20 protein-coding genes and 1 pseudogene are annotated in these 18,609 nt (G+C 57.7%); 4 read left to right on the top strand and 17 right to left on the bottom strand.

Features of this window, described 5'->3' with window-relative positions; translation table 11 throughout:
- Positions 1-7: 7 nt before the first annotated feature.
- The 5 genes from C2E15_RS17470 to mutY all read right to left on the bottom strand — a co-directional run bounded on the left by C2E15_RS17470 (position 8) and on the right by mutY (position 6,582).
- Positions 8-1,681: a ShlB/FhaC/HecB family hemolysin secretion/activation protein gene (locus C2E15_RS17470; RefSeq protein ID WP_104958497.1), complete on the bottom strand. Its 1,674-nt coding sequence runs from the start codon at positions 1,679-1,681 to the stop codon at positions 8-10.
- A gap of 54 nt (positions 1,682-1,735) precedes the next feature.
- Positions 1,736-3,724, bottom strand: a complete 1,989-nt coding sequence (locus tag C2E15_RS17465; protein ID WP_104958496.1) for a filamentous hemagglutinin N-terminal domain-containing protein — start codon at positions 3,722-3,724, stop codon at positions 1,736-1,738.
- Between the two features lie 368 nt (positions 3,725-4,092).
- Positions 4,093-5,172: a membrane-bound lytic murein transglycosylase MltC gene (gene mltC, locus C2E15_RS17460; protein ID WP_104958495.1), complete on the bottom strand. Its 1,080-nt coding sequence runs from the start codon at positions 5,170-5,172 to the stop codon at positions 4,093-4,095.
- Between the two features lie 49 nt (positions 5,173-5,221).
- Complete coding sequence (locus C2E15_RS17455) at positions 5,222-5,494, bottom strand: oxidative damage protection protein (RefSeq protein WP_104958494.1); 273 nt, start codon at positions 5,492-5,494, stop codon at positions 5,222-5,224.
- Positions 5,494-6,582, bottom strand: coding sequence for an A/G-specific adenine glycosylase (mutY, locus tag C2E15_RS17450; RefSeq protein ID WP_104958493.1), 1,089 nt, complete (start codon positions 6,580-6,582; stop codon positions 5,494-5,496). The genes C2E15_RS17455 and mutY overlap by 1 nt, the downstream gene beginning before the upstream one ends.
- Positions 6,583-6,736: 154 nt before the next feature.
- On the opposite strand from mutY, the gene trmB reads away from it, so the two are divergent.
- The 3 genes from trmB (at position 6,737) to C2E15_RS17435 (ending at position 8,614) form a co-directional block, all read left to right on the top strand.
- The gene (trmB, locus tag C2E15_RS17445) at positions 6,737-7,456 is read left to right on the top strand and encodes a tRNA (guanosine(46)-N7)-methyltransferase TrmB (RefSeq protein ID WP_104958492.1); all 720 of its coding nucleotides are present in this window, start codon (positions 6,737-6,739) and stop codon (positions 7,454-7,456) included.
- The gene (locus C2E15_RS17440; RefSeq protein WP_104958491.1) at positions 7,456-7,782 is read left to right on the top strand and encodes a YggL family protein; all 327 of its coding nucleotides are present in this window, start codon (positions 7,456-7,458) and stop codon (positions 7,780-7,782) included. The genes trmB and C2E15_RS17440 overlap by 1 nt, the downstream gene beginning before the upstream one ends.
- 118 nt (positions 7,783-7,900) lie before the next feature.
- Positions 7,901-8,614: a YggN family protein gene (locus C2E15_RS17435; protein ID WP_104958490.1), complete on the top strand. Its 714-nt coding sequence runs from the start codon at positions 7,901-7,903 to the stop codon at positions 8,612-8,614.
- 62 nt (positions 8,615-8,676) lie between these two features.
- Here the strand turns inward: C2E15_RS17435 and C2E15_RS17430 are convergent, their stop codons facing one another.
- The 6 genes from C2E15_RS17430 to C2E15_RS17405 form a co-directional block, all read right to left on the bottom strand.
- Entirely contained in the window at positions 8,677-9,363 is a 687-nt protein-coding gene (locus C2E15_RS17430) for a hypothetical protein (RefSeq protein WP_104958489.1), read from the bottom strand.
- A gap of 1 nt (position 9,364) precedes the next feature.
- Positions 9,365-9,817: a DUF5675 family protein gene (locus tag C2E15_RS17425; protein WP_104958488.1), complete on the bottom strand. Its 453-nt coding sequence runs from the start codon at positions 9,815-9,817 to the stop codon at positions 9,365-9,367.
- A gap of 396 nt (positions 9,818-10,213) precedes the next feature.
- Entirely contained in the window at positions 10,214-11,350 is a 1,137-nt protein-coding gene (gene hemW, locus C2E15_RS17420) for a radical SAM family heme chaperone HemW (RefSeq protein WP_104958487.1), read from the bottom strand.
- Positions 11,343-11,936, bottom strand: coding sequence for an XTP/dITP diphosphatase (locus tag C2E15_RS17415; RefSeq protein ID WP_104958486.1), 594 nt, complete (start codon positions 11,934-11,936; stop codon positions 11,343-11,345). Before C2E15_RS17415 ends, hemW begins: the two co-directional genes overlap by 8 nt.
- Before the next feature lie 33 nt (positions 11,937-11,969).
- Positions 11,970-12,521 carry a YggT family protein gene (locus C2E15_RS17410; protein WP_104958485.1) on the bottom strand — a complete coding sequence of 184 codons (552 nt, stop codon included), beginning with the start codon at positions 12,519-12,521 and terminating at the stop codon, positions 11,970-11,972.
- 8 nt (positions 12,522-12,529) lie between these two features.
- Positions 12,530-13,243 (bottom strand): YggS family pyridoxal phosphate-dependent enzyme, encoded by a 714-nt coding sequence (locus C2E15_RS17405; protein ID WP_104958484.1) that lies wholly within the window; start codon positions 13,241-13,243, stop codon positions 12,530-12,532.
- 15 nt (positions 13,244-13,258) lie between these two features.
- Between C2E15_RS17405 and C2E15_RS17400 the strand changes: the two genes are divergently transcribed.
- Complete coding sequence (locus C2E15_RS17400) at positions 13,259-14,287, top strand: type IV pilus twitching motility protein PilT (protein ID WP_104958483.1); 1,029 nt, start codon at positions 13,259-13,261, stop codon at positions 14,285-14,287.
- Here C2E15_RS17400 and ruvX read toward each other — a convergent pair.
- From ruvX to C2E15_RS17370, 6 genes and pseudogenes are all read right to left on the bottom strand, one after another.
- Positions 14,250-14,672: a Holliday junction resolvase RuvX gene (ruvX, locus tag C2E15_RS17395; RefSeq protein WP_174705705.1), complete on the bottom strand. Its 423-nt coding sequence runs from the start codon at positions 14,670-14,672 to the stop codon at positions 14,250-14,252. The genes C2E15_RS17400 and ruvX overlap by 38 nt on opposite strands.
- Positions 14,672-15,235 (bottom strand): YqgE/AlgH family protein, encoded by a 564-nt coding sequence (locus tag C2E15_RS17390; protein ID WP_104958481.1) that lies wholly within the window; start codon positions 15,233-15,235, stop codon positions 14,672-14,674. The genes ruvX and C2E15_RS17390 overlap by 1 nt, the downstream gene beginning before the upstream one ends.
- Before the next feature lie 92 nt (positions 15,236-15,327).
- Positions 15,328-16,272, bottom strand: coding sequence for a glutathione synthase (gene gshB, locus C2E15_RS17385; RefSeq protein WP_104958480.1), 945 nt, complete (start codon positions 16,270-16,272; stop codon positions 15,328-15,330).
- Positions 16,273-16,366: 94 nt separating this feature from the next.
- A pseudogene (gene rsmE, locus C2E15_RS17380) lies at positions 16,367-17,097 on the bottom strand (16S rRNA (uracil(1498)-N(3))-methyltransferase).
- Between the two features lie 103 nt (positions 17,098-17,200).
- Entirely contained in the window at positions 17,201-17,914 is a 714-nt protein-coding gene (gene endA / locus C2E15_RS17375) for a deoxyribonuclease I (RefSeq protein WP_104958479.1), read from the bottom strand.
- A gap of 123 nt (positions 17,915-18,037) precedes the next feature.
- Entirely contained in the window at positions 18,038-18,556 is a 519-nt protein-coding gene (locus C2E15_RS17370) for a SprT family zinc-dependent metalloprotease (protein WP_104958478.1), read from the bottom strand.
- Positions 18,557-18,609: the final 53 nt, after the last annotated feature.

The raw sequence follows: 18,609 nt of genomic DNA, 5'->3' as shown, positions 1-18,609 counted from the left end.
CGGTTCCTTAATATTCCCACTGCAGATGAAAACCGAGCGTCAGCGCATTCGTCCTGAAGCCTGCGGGCTTCCAGAGAGGCGCGCCCGCGAACAGATGATAGCCGGTTCGCCAGCGCTCGCCGCGCAGGCCAACCACGCCGCCCGCCAGCTCTTTTCCCGGCTCCGCGCCGTCGTCACGGCGAAGGATGCGCCCGTAATCCGCGCCGATATAGAGCTGGCGATCGCGCTGCGGCAAATCCAGCGTGAGGGTATGGCTCAGAAACCAGCCGCTGCTGCCGGTCAGGCTGCGTTCGCCGTCAAAGCCGCGCACGCTCCAGCGGCCGCCGATGCTGAACCGGTCCTGCGTCACCAGCTTGTCCGGCGCGGCCTGCAGCAGCAAGCGCGGCTGATAGCTCATCGAACCGCCGGCCAGCTGAAACGGCAGCCAGGCCTGAAGATCGAGCGTTGCCAGCCGGCCGGCGCGATGATACCCGCTATAGCGCATCTCGGCAGTGGGGCGGCTGCCGAACCAGGGCGTATTGCGCTGCAGGCCGAGCGTGGCGTCCACCGCGCCGTTTAGCAGATAGTGGCGGTGGGCGAGCGCCAGATGCAGATGGGTCAGCGTTTTTTGCTGCAGCGCGATCTCCGTATCGTTAAGAAAGTAGCGATAGCGGCGCTGGCTCACCCGGGCGCTGAGGGTGGTTTTCTGCGTGGCGTCGCGGTGCAGCAGGCGGCCGAGCTGAACGCTGAGGTTATCGCTGTTGCCGCGCCAGGCGTAATCCGCCAGATCGCCGCTGAGCGGCTGGCTGTAGCGGTTCGCGCTGGCGTAGAGATCCAGCAGCCAGTAGCCGTAGGGCGCCGAATACCAGAGGGCATAACTGCGGCTGCCGCGCTGTGGCTGGTTATCCAGCGTCCGGCTGCAGGAGAGGTAAAACAGATCGTTGAGCGCCAGCGGATTATCAAGATAGAAGGCCACGCCCCCCTGGTAGCGTCCGGTATAGCGGCTGCCGGCGTCATCCAGCCAAAACGCGGCGCGCCAGCCCCGGCTTTGCCGGCGCGTAATGGTGATATCGCTGCTGCCGGGCCGGGCGCCGGGCGCCAGTTGAATCGCGACGTCGGCATGGGGAATACGCTGCATATTCTCCAGTCCCTGTTCAACGGCGCGCAGATCCAGCCGATCGCCCGGATGCAGCGGCAAGGCGGCCGCCAGGCGAACGTTATCGCTGCTGCCGGTACTAAAGGCGATGTTGCCGACGCGCCCGATGTCGATGCGTAGCCTGAGATCGCCATCACCCGCTTGTTGCTGCGGCACGCTAACGCGTGAGGTGATATAGCCCGCTTTCATCATACGGTTTTCCAGCAGGCGCACGAGATGGCGCACGTTCGGCGCATTCAGGCAGCGGCCAACCGCCCGATCTGCAATGCGCTGCAAAGAGAGCCAAAAGGGGAGGTCGTGCTGGTTTTCGAGGCGGATCCGGGTGATTTTCAGACACTCTTCGGTATCAATAAAAGCGCCCGCCTCGTCGCCATCAGCCGTTACGCTTCCCTGAACCGCGCGGCCGGTGGTGGCCAGGCTTTGCTGCCGCGCTTTTTGCTGCGCCTGCTGATGCAGGCTCTGCTGTTCAATCATTACTGCGGCGGAGCTGGCAAAAGATCGGACGGGCAAGATCAGCAATGCCGGAAATAGCAGCCAGTAACCCATATCGCTTCCCTGATAAAATAAACGCCGCCCCGTCAGCGAGGGCGCGGCGGTGGATTAGTTACGGCGCAGGGCCAGCGGCTGGGCGTCAACGTCGACCGTCGTATCGGCTTCGGTCCGGTCGGCAGCATGGGGGCGCAGCGTACTGATGATGTTAAAGCCGGGCGCAAGGGTGCCGGAGTTATAGAAAGAGGGCGCATAGATCAGCGACGAGGCTGATTCAATCGTGCCGCTGTTTTTCACTACCGGCGCGCTCAGCACGAGGCTATGGGCGCCTTTCATCACGCCGTCGTTGATCAGCGAAGTGTCAGCCTCCACACTCAGCCAATCAGCGGCGGTTAGCCAGCCGGCGTTTTTTACCTCCCCGGCGCGCAGCGAGAGGCTGTTGCCGCTGATAGCGCTGAGATTATGGACGGCGCCCGCCGCCGTTATCGATACCGCGCCGTTCGCCGCGATGGCGTTATGATTGCTGAGTGATTGCCCGACGTGGTAAGCGAGATCGCCGCCCGCGCTGATCTTGCCCTGCTTCGTCTCTTTTTTCTGGAACAGCCAGAGGAAAGTGGTGTTGATATCATTGTTCACGTTACCCGCGTTAATAGTGAGATCGCGGCCGGTGCCGATCACCGCGTCCGCCATATGCAGCGTATTTTTTACATCCAGCACGGCGTTATTCGCTGCCTGAATATGCCCCTGTTTGGTATCCAGCTCATTGGTGGTAATCGCGATATCGTTTATCGCATAGATCTGCCCGTTATTTATCAGGCTTGCGGCGTTAATATTCACGTCGCCCTGGCTGAGGATGCCGGTTGTCAGATCCGGTTTGTCATCGCTAAAGCCGCCCGAGGAGATATTGCTAATGCTGTCGGCGGTGATATTCAGCGATCCGCCACTGATAATGTTACCGTTGGTGTTTTCCAGCTCACGGGCGCTGATATTCATATAATCGGTGGCGAGAAGTTTTCCGGCGTTGGCGATCTTATTTTCTACGTTAAGCAAGGCGAAATGACTTTCCACTCTGCCTTCGTAGGTTTTATTCAGCAAAAAGTTGCCGACGGTGGCGTTATCGTTAATCAACGCTTGCGCTTTCAGACCGACCACCGGCGCAGAGATCAGGCCACCCTGATTTTTTATCCGGCTTTCGCTGTTTAATACTATGCCGGCGTCTGAGAGGATGGCGCCCCGTTCATTGCTGATATCGCCCCGCGCGCTGATATGGAGATTGGAAGCTGCGCTGATCAGCCCGGCGTTACGCACGCCGACGCCGTTATTGTTGGCGACCATGGTGATCTTATTGGCGTACATACTGCCCAGCGCGCTGACGTCAATCAGTACCTCAGCACCGCTATCGTTGAGCGTGCTGCTGGTGGTCACGCCGCCATTGGCAATACTGACATGTTCGTTGCGTCCGGCGACAATCGTCAGGTTATTCGCCGCTACGCCGCCGTTAACCGCAACGTAGCGGCCAATCAGATCGGTGTATTCGCTGTATTTATCTTTCATACCGGCGGCGGTAATGGTGATGGCGCCTTTCTCTACCTGAAAACCGCTTAGCTCACCGTTGTTGAACACCGGTTTGCCGGTGGTGAGCGTATTGCGGCTGGTATTGATGAAATCGCAGCCGTTGCAGGTAATGCCGTTAGGGTTGGCGATAATGACATGCGCTTGCTGGCCGGCTACCTCCAGGTTGCCCTCCAGCCTGCTGGCCTGCGAGGAGGTGACCTCATTCAGGATGACGCGCGCCGGCGCGCTTTCATTCAGGTTGCGGTTGCCGGCAATCACGCCGGCGACGGCGGTCAGCGAGCGATCTTTGCTGTTATTCAGAATCAACCCTTTATCGTTAATGTCGAAGCGCGAATATTTATTATGTGAAATGCCGCTGGCGGAAGGGGCATTGATATTGACCGTTTCAGAGCCGTTAGCGTTGGTCATTTTATTGATTTCCTGGCGGACTTGAGCGTCTGGTGTTACCGCCGCCTCTGCCGTCGCGACGCTACCGGTAATAAGCGTGACGCTAAGGAACAGATAATTAAACTTAAATTTATTCATAAATATATTATTCCCTTAAATATTATTATCAGCGCTTTCAGCGAGAGTTGGCGAAAACGCGTGCGATGCCGCAGGGGAATTTTTCCCGGTGTGCAGGCCAAGAGAATAAAGAGTTTGCCGAACGGCAAAAATCGTATTTTAGCGAAATTACGCGCGGGGAATAAAAAATCGGAGAGGCTGGCTTTTCGCGTTTAGCAAGATAACGCGCGGGAAATAAAAAAAGCCAGCCGGAAGGGGGGCTTTCCGCGTTTAGCGAGATAACGCGCGGGCAATAAAAAAGCCAGCCGGAAGGGCTGGCTTTTCGCGTTTAGCGAAATAACGCGCGAGCAATAAAAAAGCCAGCCGGGAGGGGCTGGCTTTCCGCGCGATCAGAAGCGGTGGTAGCTACGCTGGGCGTTGCTGACCTTATAAAGGTAGCGGCGCGATTCCGCCGAAGGATGGCGGGTGGTCAGGGTTTGGTAAACCTCATTCGGCGACAGGGCGTTAATCTGCGCGAAAGCGCGATCCTTATCGCTGGAGAAGACCCGCAGCACGCTACCGGCGCCGCCGTTGTAGGCGGTGATCACCGCATAGCGGCGCGATACCGGATTGGCGATGCCCGCCAGGTAGTTATCCTGCAGAATCGACAGATAGGCGGTGCCGGTATCGATATTGTTTTCCGGATCGAACAGGTAGCTACGGCTCGGCTTGCCCCATTTCCCTTTCATACGGAACACGTCAAGGCCCGCCGAATGCTGCACTACCTGCATCAGCCCCAGCGCGTCGGAATGACTGACCGCATAGGGGTTGAAGCTCGATTCGATCTGCATAATCGCCAGAATCAGCGAGGCATCAACGTTATATTTCTCTGCTGCCTTACGCACTATCGGCAGATATTTGTGGGCGCGCTTGTCGAGGTGGTTCGGCACCATCGGAATGGTTACCGACCAGATCACATGCAGGCCGGAAACGCGGCGCTGCAGCTTATTCTGGATCAGGTAATCGGCGAAGCTGGCGGCGCGTCCCTGCCAGCGGATCGGCTGGCCGGTATTGTCCAGCACCTGGCCATAGAGCAGCGGCTCTTTGCTGAGCTGCACATCGTTGGCGTCGGAGTAAAGATCGACATTACCCGGATCTTCGCCGATCAGCAGGGTGGTGATGATCGCCTGGCGCAGGCTGGCGGCCGGATCGGTGCCGGTAATGGTCTCGATAGTGATCGAGCCTTTTTCGAAGTTGATATGGCTGCGAGTGTAGTAATTATCGCTGTACTTAACGTAATCCTTCGGACCCGCGATCAGGACTTCATTGATACCCCAGATATTTTCGATGTTGTGGGCAAACTGACCCATCAAAATGTCAAAGCCGTTGGTGTCTTTTACCCACTCTTCATGGAACGCTTCTTTTTTGCTGCCTGAACAGGAAACCAGCAGCGGTGCTATCACTAGCAAGGCAATCAGTTTTTTTTTCATCGTCTCTGCGCGCAACCAAAACAGGGGGCCTCAAACGAGGCCCAAATTTTTATTTTTCTGGCGGGGTGTAACCTTCGATATGCACATCTTTGCCTTCGAACAGGAAATTGACCATCTCCTTCTCCAGCACTTTGCGATCTTCCGGGTTCATCATGTTGAGCTTTTTCTCGTTGATCAACATGGTCTGCTTGGTCATCCACTGTGACCAGGCCTCTTTCGAAATGTCATTGTAGATGCGTTTGCCCAGTTCGCCCGGGTAGAGCTGAAAATCTTGCCCTTCAGCTTCGCGTTGCAGAAACGTACAAAAAATTGTGCGGCTCATTACTCTTCCTCTTCAGTAACGCGCATATGCAGCGATATTTGCTGTGGATGCCGCAATTCTTGCAGCAGGCGTTCAACCGGTGCGGCTAAACCCACGGCCGGTGGTTGCGCTAAGTTATACCAGAGACCCGGTCCATCATCCATCGCCGCGCCGGAAGAGGGCAGCGACAGCCACATTGGCACAATATCCAGATGGAAATGGCTGAAGGTATGGCGAAACGCCGTCAGCTGCTGCAGCGTAGCATCGTCGATGCGGCGCGCGCTGAGCCACGCGCGCAGCCCGGCGTCGTCGGCGAACTGCGGAAAGCAGTAGAGACCACCCCACAGCCCGACCGGTGGACGCTGCTCCAGCCAGACGCCGTCGCCGTGCTGCATCAGCAACATATAGCCGGTGCGCGCCGGCAGCGTCTGCTTCGGCTTTTTGCCAGGGTAGCTGGCCCAGCTGCCTTCAGCATAAGCGACGCAGCCGCTGTTCAGCGGGCAGATTTCACATTTCGGTTTGGAACGGGTGCAGACCAGCGCGCCGAGATCCATCATCGCCTGGTTAAACTGGCTGACGCCTTGCGCGGGTGTGACCTCTTCGGCGATCTGCCAGAGACGTTTCTCCACCTCTTTTTTTCCCGGCCAGCCGCCGACCGCGTAGCAACGCGCCAGCACCCGCTTCACATTGCCGTCGAGGATCGGATAGTGCTGGCCCAGCGCCAGCGATAGCACCGCGCCAGCGGTCGAGCGTCCGACGCCCGGCAGCGCGGCGACCTCATCAAAGGTTTCCGGGAAAACGCCGTGATGGCGCTCGGCGACGGTTTGCGCCGCCTTATGTAAATTGCGCGCGCGAGCGTAATAGCCCAGACCGGTCCACAGATGAAGCACTTCATCCAGCGGCGCGGCGGCCAGATCGCTGACCGTCGGGAAGCGCGCCATAAAGCGTTCAAAATAGGGGATAACGGTGGCGACCTGGGTCTGCTGCAGCATCACTTCGGAGAGCCAGACCTTATAAGGCGTTTTGGCCTGTTGCCACGGCAGGGTTTTACGTCCGAAGCGCTGATACCAGTCCAGCACCTGCTGCGCGAACTGTTGCGCTTGCATCATAAGAAGGAAAATTTCCGTTATTGCTCTACACTCAGGCAGGCATTCCAGCATAGACATTGCATGGAGTAAACCGGAACTTTGCAAGTGCTTGCTTCTGTCCGGTAACTTTGCATAATGCCCGTTTTCCTGAATATGCAGACAGGCAGACACCGACATGATTAATGACGTCATCACACCGGAATTTGATGAAAACGGGCGCCCTTTGCGTCGTATCCGCAGCTTTGTGCGCCGTCAGGGTCGCCTGACCAAAGGCCAGCAGCAGGCGCTTGATACCTTATGGCCGGTTATGGGCGTAGAGTACCAGGCGGAGCCGGTGGATCTGGTGGCGTTGTTTGGCCGTGAGGCACCGGTGGTGCTGGAGATCGGTTTCGGCATGGGCGCCTCGCTGGTGGCGATGGCCAGCGCCAATCCGCAGCAGAACTTCCTCGGTATTGAGGTGCATGCGCCGGGCGTCGGCGCCTGCCTGGGGTCGGCGCAGGAAGCGGGCGTCGAAAATCTGCGCGTCATGTGCCACGATGCGGTCGAAGTGCTGGAGAAAATGATCCCGGATAATTCGCTGCGCATGGTGCAGCTCTTCTTCCCCGATCCCTGGCATAAAGCGCGCCACAACAAGCGCCGCATCGTACAGGCGCCGTTCGCTGAACTGGTGCTGCGCAAGCTGAAGCTGGGCGGCGTTTTCCATATGGCGACCGACTGGGAAGCGTATGCGGAACACATGCTGGAGGTGATGAACAGCGTGGATGGTTATAAAAACCAGTCTGAGAGCAACGACTATGTGCCGCGTCCCGACACGCGGCCATTAACCAAATTTGAGCAGCGCGGGCAGCGTCTGGGCCACGGCGTATGGGATTTGATGTTTGAGAGGACCAAATAATGGCAACACAGCGTAGCCGTCGTTTACGGAAAAAGATGCACATTGATGAGTTTCAGGAACTGGGTTTTTCTGTCGCCTGGACGTTCCCGCAGGGCACGCCGGTCGATGAGATCGACGCCGCCGTCGACGCTTTTATCAATGAAGTGATCGAACCTAACGGACTGGCGTTCGACGGCAGTGGCTATCTGCAGTGGGAAGGCCTGGTCTGTCTGCAAAAGATCGGTAAATGCACCGATGAGCATCGTGAAATGGTTCGCCAGTGGCTGGAAGCGCGCAACATGGAAAGCGTGACGGTGACGGAACTCTTCGATGTGTGGTGGGACTAAGCTTTAACGCCGCGCCTGCGCTTTCTGCGGGCGCGGCGGCCGCTGCCTGCGACGTTAACGCTCTACCGGCGGCGGGCAAGCAGGACAATGATGTCCCTAATCTGATCCAGGAGTTGTTATGATGCGTAAAGCGTTGACAGGCGCACTCTTACTGGCGGCGGCACAGGCGCACGCGGCCTATGAATGTCCGGTAAAACCGCAGGATGATGTGGTGATTACGCCGCAGGCGGTACAGGTGATCGGCGCCAGCGGCAATCTGGTGATCTCGCCGACAGGCGATTTGCAGTACAACGGTAAGCCGGTTCAGGCCGATAACGCGACGCGTCAGAAAGCGCTGGATTATCAGGCGGCGCTGCGCCGCGATCTGCCGTGGGTCGATCAGGGCGCCTCACAGCGGCTGGAGAAGGGCCGCATGGCGCTGGATAAGGTCATTGTCGATAAGCTCGGCGCCGACAGCAACGTGCGTAATCGTCTTACCACGCTGGATAAACAGCTGAAGCAGCAGATGAACCGCATTATCGAACATCGCAGCGACGGCCTGACTTTCCATCATCAGGCGATCGATCAGGTGCGCGCCGACGGCGAACGCCTGGTGCAAAGCAGCCTTGGCGGCGTGGTGCAGGACAGCCTTAACGAGATGGGCACCAAACAGGCGTCGCAGAACAGCAACCCGCTGCAGGCGATTATGGGCAATCTCGGTGGCCTGCAGCAGGCGATTCAGGCGGAGTGGAGCAATCAGGAACAGGATTTCCAGAACTTTGGCCACGAGGTCTGTAACCGCGTCTCGGCGCTGGAAACACAGCGTAAAGCGGTACTGGCCGGCATCAAATAGTAAAACGTCCCGACAGTCTTCGCGGACGGTCGGGGCGTTGAGCGCCAGGCGGATAAGCAGGTTTAGTTAAAAGGTGTAAGATATTTTGTATTTACATAGCCTTTTCTGTCACCTAAACGGTCCGGTTTCGTATCATCATAGACGGCAGCGTAAATCCACTGTTTATTAACAGTGCTGATTTTTACTATTCTGTCTCTGATATTAAAGGTTTTTACATAAGCCACATTATCACCAGGTTCTGAGTTAAAGTAGCCTATCTTATACTCTGGGTTAAGATAATAAGAAGTCAGAAAAGGCCTGTCGCCATTATAGCCGCAGTGAGCCATATCTTCATAAGATGTGGTATCAGAAAAACTTACTGAGAAGTCAGGGATGAAATTAATAATTTCAGCCATATAGTTTTCACTCCTACATTCAATATAAGGCTCTGGATTTTTAAGATAGAGAGTCCCTTTTTGATTTGTAAACCACTCTTTATATCTAAGGAAATTATCAGGGAGGGTTTTGAAATTTTTTATTACAAATGTCAGTGCCGTTTTTTGGTCTTTAAAACGGATGTCAAAAACCTTGTCCCGCAAAGATGAATCAGTGGCTGGGAAAAAACGCAAGGCTAGCTTTGGCGTGTTCATCGTAGCATCATCATTCCACTCTGCTTTCCAGTACGCCTGCAGGATACCCTCACTCATTAATTGTTCTGCCTGTAGTGCTGGCGTCATCAATAAAAAGAGTAGTGTGATAAATATTTTCATGTTATTTATCTCCGGATTTATTGTGTCCATCAACATAATGAGAGGTAATGATAACGCTGAATTTATCAATTCCTTCAGTACGCATAAATGATTTCATACGGTCATATAAATCTTTACTTGCCCCAACACGATCAACGAGCTTAACTTTTCCCGGCAATAAACAACCTATAGTATCGTTATAGTCATTCCCAGGGTGAATAAGTATCCAGCGACTTATCGGCACCTGCGCATTATAAAGCTGTGGCAGAGGGCTGTGTTGGGAAAACTTATTACTTTTATGCCAGGTCAGGCTGTAATGGCCCTCAGGGATTCTTTTCTTTAAATCTGGTGTTATGGTATCGGGACCGGGGCACTCAAGGAAGTAGCCTTTGATATCCGTACCGGGAAGAGTAAATTCGCTTATCGTGGATAACGCTGTCTGCCATTTGCGCTGAATGAAAATCGTGTAGGCCATCGTTGTAACCTCCTGTTATCGCATCTCACTATTCCTTTATCCCGCCGGCCAGTATTGTTATGGCAGGCGAAATTAGCATGCGGCCGGACGCGGCGGAGCGCCATAACCTTTTATGCAGGAAGTGATTAACCGGGAGGAAATGATTAAATGGCGACTGATTTAATAAGTCATCAATGCGTTATGCTGCTATAGCATTTTGAATAATTAGCGTTCTGGCTTACCGGTCTGACTAACCCTTACTCGCTTGTCGTGTCATTAATGCCCTGGCTTACCGTAAATCAATAAAGTCACCTGCGCATTAATTCATCGGCACTGGCTTAGTACAAAAAAGAAAGCTCACCGTATCGGCTGACATCAAGTCGCTGAATAGGGTGAGCCTTCTGCTTAATCAAATAATTACTCCGCCAGGAACAGTTCCAGCAGAGAATTCAAAAACAGTTTACCTTTCTCCGTTACCTGCCAGCTTTCCGCCGTTTCCGTCAGATAGCCCTTCGCCAGCGCCGCATCGATCTGCGGACGGATCAGCGTTTCCTGCAGCCCGGTATAGCGGCTGAAATCGCTTCTTGGCGCAGGTTCCAGCAGGCGGAAACGGTTCATAAAGAACTCGAAGGGCTTCTCTGTGTCCGCCACCTCATACTGCTTATCCAGATAGTCGCCCGCCATAAAGCCGCGCGGATGACGCGTTTTCACCGTGCGAACGATGCGCCCGTCCGGCTGAGTCAGCTTGCCGTGTGCGCCGCAGCCGATACCGAGATAATCGCCGAAGCGCCAGTAGTTCAGGTTATGCTCGCAGCGATAGCCGGGCTTCGCGTAGGCGGAGGTTTCATACTGCTGATAGCCGGCAGCGGTCAGCAGCTGATGGCCCTGTTCGAAAATATCCCACAGCGCGTCGTCATCCGGCAGCACTGGCGGGCGGGACGCGAACAGCGTGTTCGGCTCGATGGTCAGCTGATACCAGGAGAGATGCGGCGGATTAAGCGCAATCGCCTGGCGCAGATCGTCCAATGCCTCGGTCAGTGACTGATCGGGCAGGCCGTGCATCAGATCGAGGTTAAAACTGCGCAGGCCAAGCCCGGTGGCCAGATGGGCGGCGCGCTTCGCCTCCTCCGGGCCATGAATGCGCCCAAGTCGCTGCAGTTTCAGCGGACTGAAACTCTGCACGCCGATAGAGATGCGGTTAACGCCTGCCGCCTGGTAGGCGCTGAAACGATCGGCCTCTACCGTGCCCGGGTTGGCTTCCATGGTGATTTCCGCGTCCGCCGCCAGCGGCAGACGCGCACGCACGCCATCCAGCAGCTGCTGCATCGCGCTGCTGCTTAACAGGCTGGGGGTGCCGCCGCCGATAAAAATGGTGGCGACCTCCCGGCCGCTGGTCAGCGGCAGATCGCGATCGAGATCGGCCAGCAGATGAGAGACATACTCCTCATGCGGCACCTCGCCTTTCAGCGCATGCGAGTTGAAATCGCAGTAGGGGCACTTCTGCACACACCACGGAATATGGATATAGAGGCTGAGCGGCGGAAGATTAGCCATTGCGCATCGCTTCCAGCAGCAGCGCCAGCGCTTTGCCGCGGTGCGAGACGGCATGCTTCTCCGCCTTGCTCAGCTCGGCAGCGGTCTTGCCCAGCGCCGGCACGAAGAACACCGGATCATAGCCGAAGCCGCCTTCGCCCGCCGGCGCGCGCGCGATCTCGCCGGACCAGCTGCCGTGGCACACCAGCGGCGTCGGATCGGCTGCATGACGCAGATAGACCAGCACGCAGTGGAACTGCGCCTGGCGCTGATCGTCGGCAACATCCTGCAGCGCGCGCAGCAGCTTCTGCAGGTTCTCGTCATCGCTGGCTTCCTCGCCGGCGTAGCGCGCGGACCAGATGCCCGGCGCGCCGCCGAGCGCGTCCACCGCCAGCCCGGAATCATCGGCGATAGCGGGCAGACCGGTGATCGCTGCGGCGTGGCGCGCCTTCAGAATGGCGTTTTCAATAAAGGTCAGGCCGGTCTCTTCGGCGGAGACCACGCCCAGCTCGGTTTGCGCCACAATATCCAGGCCGAAATCCGCCAACAGATCGGCCATTTCACGCACTTTGCCGGGATTACCGGTGGCGAGGACAACTTTTTGCATATCAGTTCCAGAAACGTTTACGGCGAAAAACAATTACAGCTGCGCCCAGCCGGGAATGAAATCCATACCCAGGAAGTTCAGCATATAGAGGATCAGAATCACCACCATTGCGGAGAAGTCGATGCCGCCCATCGCCGGCAGGAAACGACGCACCGGCGCCATCAGCGGCTCGGTCAGCTGGATCAGCACATAGTCGACCGGGTTGCGGCCCTGGCTTATCCAGCTCATCAGCGAGCGCACGATAATGACCCAGAACACCAACACGCCCGCCGCTTTCACCAGCGAGACCAGGCCGAAATAGAGGAAGACCGGATCGAACAGGAAGAGACGGCTCTGCAGCGCGAAGACCAGCGTAAACATCAGCACGCTCAGCACATAGGCCAGCAGCAGCGAGGCGGTGTCCAGCGGCCCGATCGAGGGGATAACGCGGCGCAGCGGCTTCACCACCGGCTGGGTGATTTTGACCACGAACTGAGAAAATGGGTTATAGAAATCGCATCTTGCCCACTGCATCCAGATGCGCAGCAGCAGCACTTTTACGTACAGGTTAAGCAGCGTCGATACCAAAAAAGTCAACGTCAGCATGAGGTTCCTCAATTATTGTTGTGGGTGGTGGCACCGTAATCGCGCGCGCCGAAAATGGCGGTGCCGATCCGGACCATGGTACTGCCTGCCGCAATGGCGGCGTCCATATCGTCGCTCATTCCCAGAGAAAGTGTATCGACGGATGGATAATGCTTCTTCAGCGACGCCAGCGCGTCCGCCATGCGCTGGCCGACCGCCAGCTGCCGCGCATAGCTCTGCTCCGGCGCCGGAATCGCCATCAGCCCGCGCAGCCGCAGACGCGGCAACGCCGCTACCGCCTGCGCCAGCTCCGGCAGCGCCTCCAGCATAATGCCAGATTTGCTGCTTTCGTCACTGATGTTTACCTGAATTAACACATTCAGTGGCGGCAGATGGGCAGGGCGCTGATCGTTGAGGCGCGTTGCGATGCGCAGCCGATCAAGGGTGTGGCACCAGGCAAAGTTCTCGGCCACTAGGCGGCTTTTGTTCGATTGCAGCGGCCCGATAAAGTGCCACTCCGGCTGCCCGGCGTCGCCCAGCGCCGCGATCTTATCCACCCCTTCCTGTACGTAATTCTCGCCAAAGGCGCGTTGCCCGGCGGCCAGCGCTGCTGCGACGTCGCTCGCAGGTTTAGTTTTACTGACCGCAAGCAGCGTAATTTCTTGCGGATCGCGGCCGCAACTCGCCGCCGCCGCCGCGATGCGCTGACGTACCTGCTGTAAGTTGTGCTGAATAGAAGTCATAGTCAGGAGAATGTCATGGATATGGAGGAAATCGTGGCCCTTAGTGTAAAGCATAATGCGGCCGATCTGCACCTTTGTAGCGGACATTTGCCGCACTGGCGCCGCCACGGCGTGCTGCAGCCGATGCCCGATTTGCCGCCCACGGAGATGGCGCAGCTTGAGGCGCTGGCGCAGCGCTGGCTGGATGCGCCGCAGCAGCGCCGCCTCGCCGTCGACGGTCATGTCGATTTCGCTCTGACGACCGCCGGCGGCCAGCGGCTGCGCGCCAATCTGTTCCGCCAGCGGCAGGGCATGTCACTGGCGTTGCGCCTTATCGCCGCGCAGTGTCCCGCCCTTGAGACGCTGCAGCTGCCCGCCAGCGTCTTATCGCTGCTGGCGCGGCAGGATGGCCTGATACTGATCGTCGGCGCGACCGGCAGCGGAAAATCGACCACCCTGGCCGCGATGGTTGATGCGCTTAATCAGCAGCAGGCGCGTCATATCATCACGCTGGAGGATCCCCTCGAATTTATTCATCACAGCCGTTGCTCGCTGATCCAACAACGGCAGATCGGCCTGCACTGCCGCAGCTTTCAGCAGGGGCTGCGCGCGGCGCTGCGTGAGGATCCGGATGTGATTGTGCTGGGAGAGTTGCGCGATCCCGACACTATATCGCTGGCACTGACCGCGGCGGAAACCGGGCATCTGGTGCTGGCGACGCTGCATACGCGCGGCGCGGCGCAGACGGTGGATCGCCTGATCGATGTCTTTCCTTCTGAGCAGAAAAATCTGGTACGTAGCCAGCTGGCGGGCAGCCTGCAGGCGATTATCGCCCAGCGGCTGGTACCGGCCGAAGCGGAAGGGCGCATTGGCCTGTATGAAGTGCTAATCAATACGCCGGCCGTCGCTAATCTTATCCGGGAAGGAAAAACGCATCAGATCGGCGGGCTGCTGCAGACCGGTCTGCAGTCGGGGATGCAAACTTTTGAACAGAGCCTGCAGCAGCGCCAGCGGCAGGGGCTGGTCGCTATGCCGGCAGGTTCTCAAACCAGCTTTCCAGGATAATCACCGCCGAGAGCGAATCGACGCTGCCTTTGGTCAGCGCCTTAAAGCCGCCGCGGGCGAACAGATCGGCGCGCGCTTCTACGGTGCTGAGCCGCTCGTCATGCAGGTCGACCTGCACGCCGAAACGGCCATGCAGACGATTAGCGAACTTGCGCGCTCTGGCGGTCAGCGGCTGTTCGGTGCCGTCCATATTCAGCGGCAGACCAACAATCACGCGGTCCGGCTGCCACTCTTTTAGCAGACGTTCAATCAGCTCCCAGTTCGGTACGCCGTCCTGCGCTTTTAGCGCGGCCAGCGGGCGCGCGGTGCCGGTAAGCTGCTGGCCGACGGCGACGCCGATGCTTTTGGTGCCAAAATCAAATGCCAGAAGGGTCATGCTGCTCATCAGGCGTGGCCCGCTTCACTGGTAATGTTATGGATATCGACGCCAATGCTTTTCGCCGCTTCGCGCCAGCGTTCGGCTATCGGCGTCTGGAACAGGATATTGCTGTTAGCGGGCGTGGTGAGCCAGGCGTTTTCCAGCAGCTCGCCCTCCAGCTGATCCTTTTCCCACGCGCAGTAGCCCAGCGCCACCAGCACCTGCTCCGGCTGCTCTGCGGTGCCGAGCGATTCCAGTACGTCGCGCGAGGTGGTGATCACCGTGTTATCGGAGATGCGGATGCTTGAGGCAAAGGTGCGCTGGGCCGAATGCAGGATGAAGCCGCGATCTTCCGCCAGCGGGCCGCCGGAAAAGACCGGCTTATCCAGCTTGATCTGCGGATCGCGCGGCGCAGGCGCGATTTTCAACTTCGTCAGGATGCCTTCGACCGTCAGGTTTTCCATCGGTTTGTTGATAATAATCCCCATGGCGCCGTCGTGATTATGCTCGCAGATGTAGACCACAGAACGCTTAAAGAGCGGATCCTGGAGCGCGGGCATCGCAATCAAAAAATGGTGCTGTAAATTCATTCTCACTCGTTCTGAATACGGGTTAAAGGCTAACGGCGTATCACCGAAGAGACAATTAACGGGTTAAGACGGGGCCGGGGCCCCGTTCAGCGTCACGCCAGGCGCTTCTCGATCGCGTCCATCAACATACCGGTGATGGAGACCGGGAAGGCGGCTTCGATTTCACGAATGCAGGTTGGGCTGGTGACGTTGATTTCAGTCAGCTTGTCGCCAATGATATCCAGCCCAACAAAAATCAGTCCTTTCTCTTTTAGCGTCGGTCCGACGCGGCGCGCGATTTCCCAGTCGCTTTCGCTCAGCGGGCGTGCTTCGCCGCGGCCGCCAGCCGCCAGGTTACCGCGCGTCTCGCCGGATTGCGGGATGCGCGCCAGGCAGTAAGGCACCGGCTCGCCATCCACCACCAGCACGCGTTTATCACCTTCTTTAATCGCCGGCAGGTAGTTCTGCGCCATACAGAAGAAGCTGCCGTGATTGGTCAGGGTTTCGATAATCACCCCCACGTTCGGATCGTCCTGCTTCACGCGGAAGATAGAGGAGCCGCCCATGCCGTCCAGCGGTTTCAGAATAATATCGCCGTGCTGGCCCCAGAAATCGCGAATACGTTTCGCATCGCGCGTCACCAGCGTATCGGGCGTCAGTTCAGCAAACCAGGCGGTGAACAGCTTCTCGTTACAGTCGCGCAGGCTCTGCGGTTTGTTGACGATCAGCACGCCTTGCTCTTCCGCACGCTCCAGCATATAGGTTGCGTAGATAAATTCTGTGTCGAAAGGCGGATCTTTGCGCATCAGGATCACATTCAGATCGGAGAGCGGAATATCCTGTTCGCTGCCGAACTCAAACCACTTATCGTAATTCTGCTCGACGCTCAGCGTGCGGGTGCGGCCATAGGCCACGCCGCCGCGCAAATAGAGATCGTTCATCTCCATATAGTGAATTTCATAGCCGCGGCGCTGTGCTTCCAGCAGCATTGCAAAGCTGGAGTCTTTTTTAATATTGATCGTCGTAATGGGATCCATGACGATGCCAAGCTTAATCATTCTTCTCTCCTCGATCGGGCGGTCGGTATGCCGCTTGCCGCAGGTTGGCATAAATTCTGTTTACAGGCTTAACGCAATGGGCCGCCTGTTTAGCTTAACCCAGATCGCCGAATCTCACCTGAAGCGCGGTAATGGCGGTCAGCGCGGTGGTTTCGGTGCGCAGCACGCGCGGCCCCAACAGGATATCGGTAAAGCCGTGCTGGCCGGTCATCGCGATCTCTTCGGCGGACAGGCCGCCTTCCGGACCGATCAGCAGGCGTACCCGCTCTACCGGCTGCGGCAGCGTGTTGATGCTGTGCTGCGCGCGCGGATGAAGATTTAGCTTCAGGGCTTCCTCCGGTTCCGCGCACCAGGCCTCCAGCGTCATCGCTTCGCGGATATCCGGCACGCTGTTGCGGCCGCACTGTTCGCAGGCGGCGATGGCGATTTTGCGCCACTGCTGAATCTTTTTCGCCTGTCTTTCGGCGTCCAGCTTTACGCCACAGCGTTCAGAAAACAAGGGGTAATCACATTTACGCCCAGTTCGATCGATTTCTGGATGGTGAACTCCATCTTTTCGCCGCGCGACATGACCTGGCCCAGATGCAGATGAAGCGGGGATTCCCGGCTCTCCGCGCGGCTCTGCCTGATTTTGACCGTGACGCTGCGTTTATCGACGCGCAAAATGTCAGCGTCAAAAACCAGATTACTGCCATCGAACAGCTCCAGCGCCTGGCCGCTGCTCATGCGCAGCACCCGGCCAACGTGGCCGGCGGCGTCTTCGCTAAGGGCAACCTCAGCGCCGACGGTTAACGATTCCGGATGATAAATGCGGGGTATACGCATGTCGTTCCTGCTAATAACGGGCCGCGCAGCTGCGCGGCGTAAGCGATTCGGCGTGACGGGCGCGCGCCCGTCACGCGGGTGTTTTTAGTGTAGGGCAGCGCTTTTAACGCTGGCAAGCGCGCGCGACGTAGGGATTGTGATTGCCCTGAATGCTGGCGATGCGGCTATCCCGTTTGCACTCCCAGTCGGTGACCGGATACTGCTTGTCCCATACTTCGAACAGCTGGGTTTGCTGACGCGACAGGCGCAGCTGGTAGCGATCGCGCATATAAAAATAGGTGCGGGCGATAATGCCGCGCGCGCGGGCCGGCGGCTCCGCCAGCTTGTTTTTAAAATCGATTTTCATTTCGCACTGGCCATACTGGCGCTCGCTGCCGTTCCACTGGCTGTAGAGGAAGTTGCCGCGATCGCCGTTCACTTCGCCAATCGCGGGCTGCAGGTTGTGCAGGTCCGATTCTATCTGGCGATAGCCCTTATCTTTGGCGCAATTCTTACGACCGCCATCCTGCCAGCACTGGCGCTGATGGCCGAACTGCCAGGCGGGTACCACATGCTCCCACTCAATGCGGCTGGCGCGGTTGGCATTTTTACGCACCTGATAGCCGCAGGAGGCGAGGTCGGGCACCCCTTTTTTTCCCTGCCAGTTGATTTTACAGCCGCAGTAGAAGGAGCCCGGCGCATCGGCGTTGATTTCAGCGGAGATTTTCTTCGCCTGCTGAAAGTTATTCTGATGATAGGTCGGACCGCTCAGGCTGTGGGCGGCCAGCGGAGCGATCAGCGCGGTGAACGCAACGGTAAAGAAAAATTTGCGAGACATATTCCATTTTTGCAGCTGATGAAAAAGAGCGCGCAGCGTACCAGATTGCACCGGCTGTCGAAATGGGAAAGCGTGACTGAAAGGAGCGCGCGAGGCGCCTTTACAGGGATCGCGCGACGGAGATTAGCCGGCAGCAGGCTGATAGTCGCCCGGCTGCAGCCGCTCGCCGCAGCGAACGCAGCGGTATTCCGTTTCGCCGCGCAGCACGCGATTGTGGCGGCGCACGGTCAGATGGTGCTGCTGGCAGCGGCAGCGCCAGGGGAAGGTTTTGCCCTGCACCGAGGCGACTTCAAACTGATGGGTACGGCGCGCCGGCACCTCCAGAATGGTCTCCATCATCCATTTCCACTCTTTGCCGTGCGGCGCCACGCGGCCAAAGCGCCGCCATACCAGCAGATGCGCCAGCTCATGCGGCACCACTTCATCAATAAATGCCTGCTGATTTTCCAGCAGCAGCACCGGGTTCAGACGAATTTCCCAGCTTTGCAGCCAGGCGGTGCCTGCGGCGGTGCCGCGCTGCTGCCAGGTCAGACGCGGTTCGGGATAGTCGCTGTCGAGCCGCTGGTTAGCCTGCTGCAGCTTCTCGCGCAGCGAACGCATAATGGCCTGCTGCAGGGCGATAGGGAGACGGACGGATTTCATAAGGCGCAAGCATACGGCGCGGCGCGGCGGAAAACAATGGGTGCTGGCGGAGG

Source organism: Mixta gaviniae (genome assembly GCF_002953195.1).
Taxonomy (GTDB): Bacteria; Pseudomonadota; Gammaproteobacteria; order Enterobacterales; family Enterobacteriaceae; genus Mixta; species Mixta gaviniae.
The sequence above is the reverse complement of the archived record's forward strand: the minus strand, read 5'-3'. Positions and strand labels throughout refer to the sequence as shown.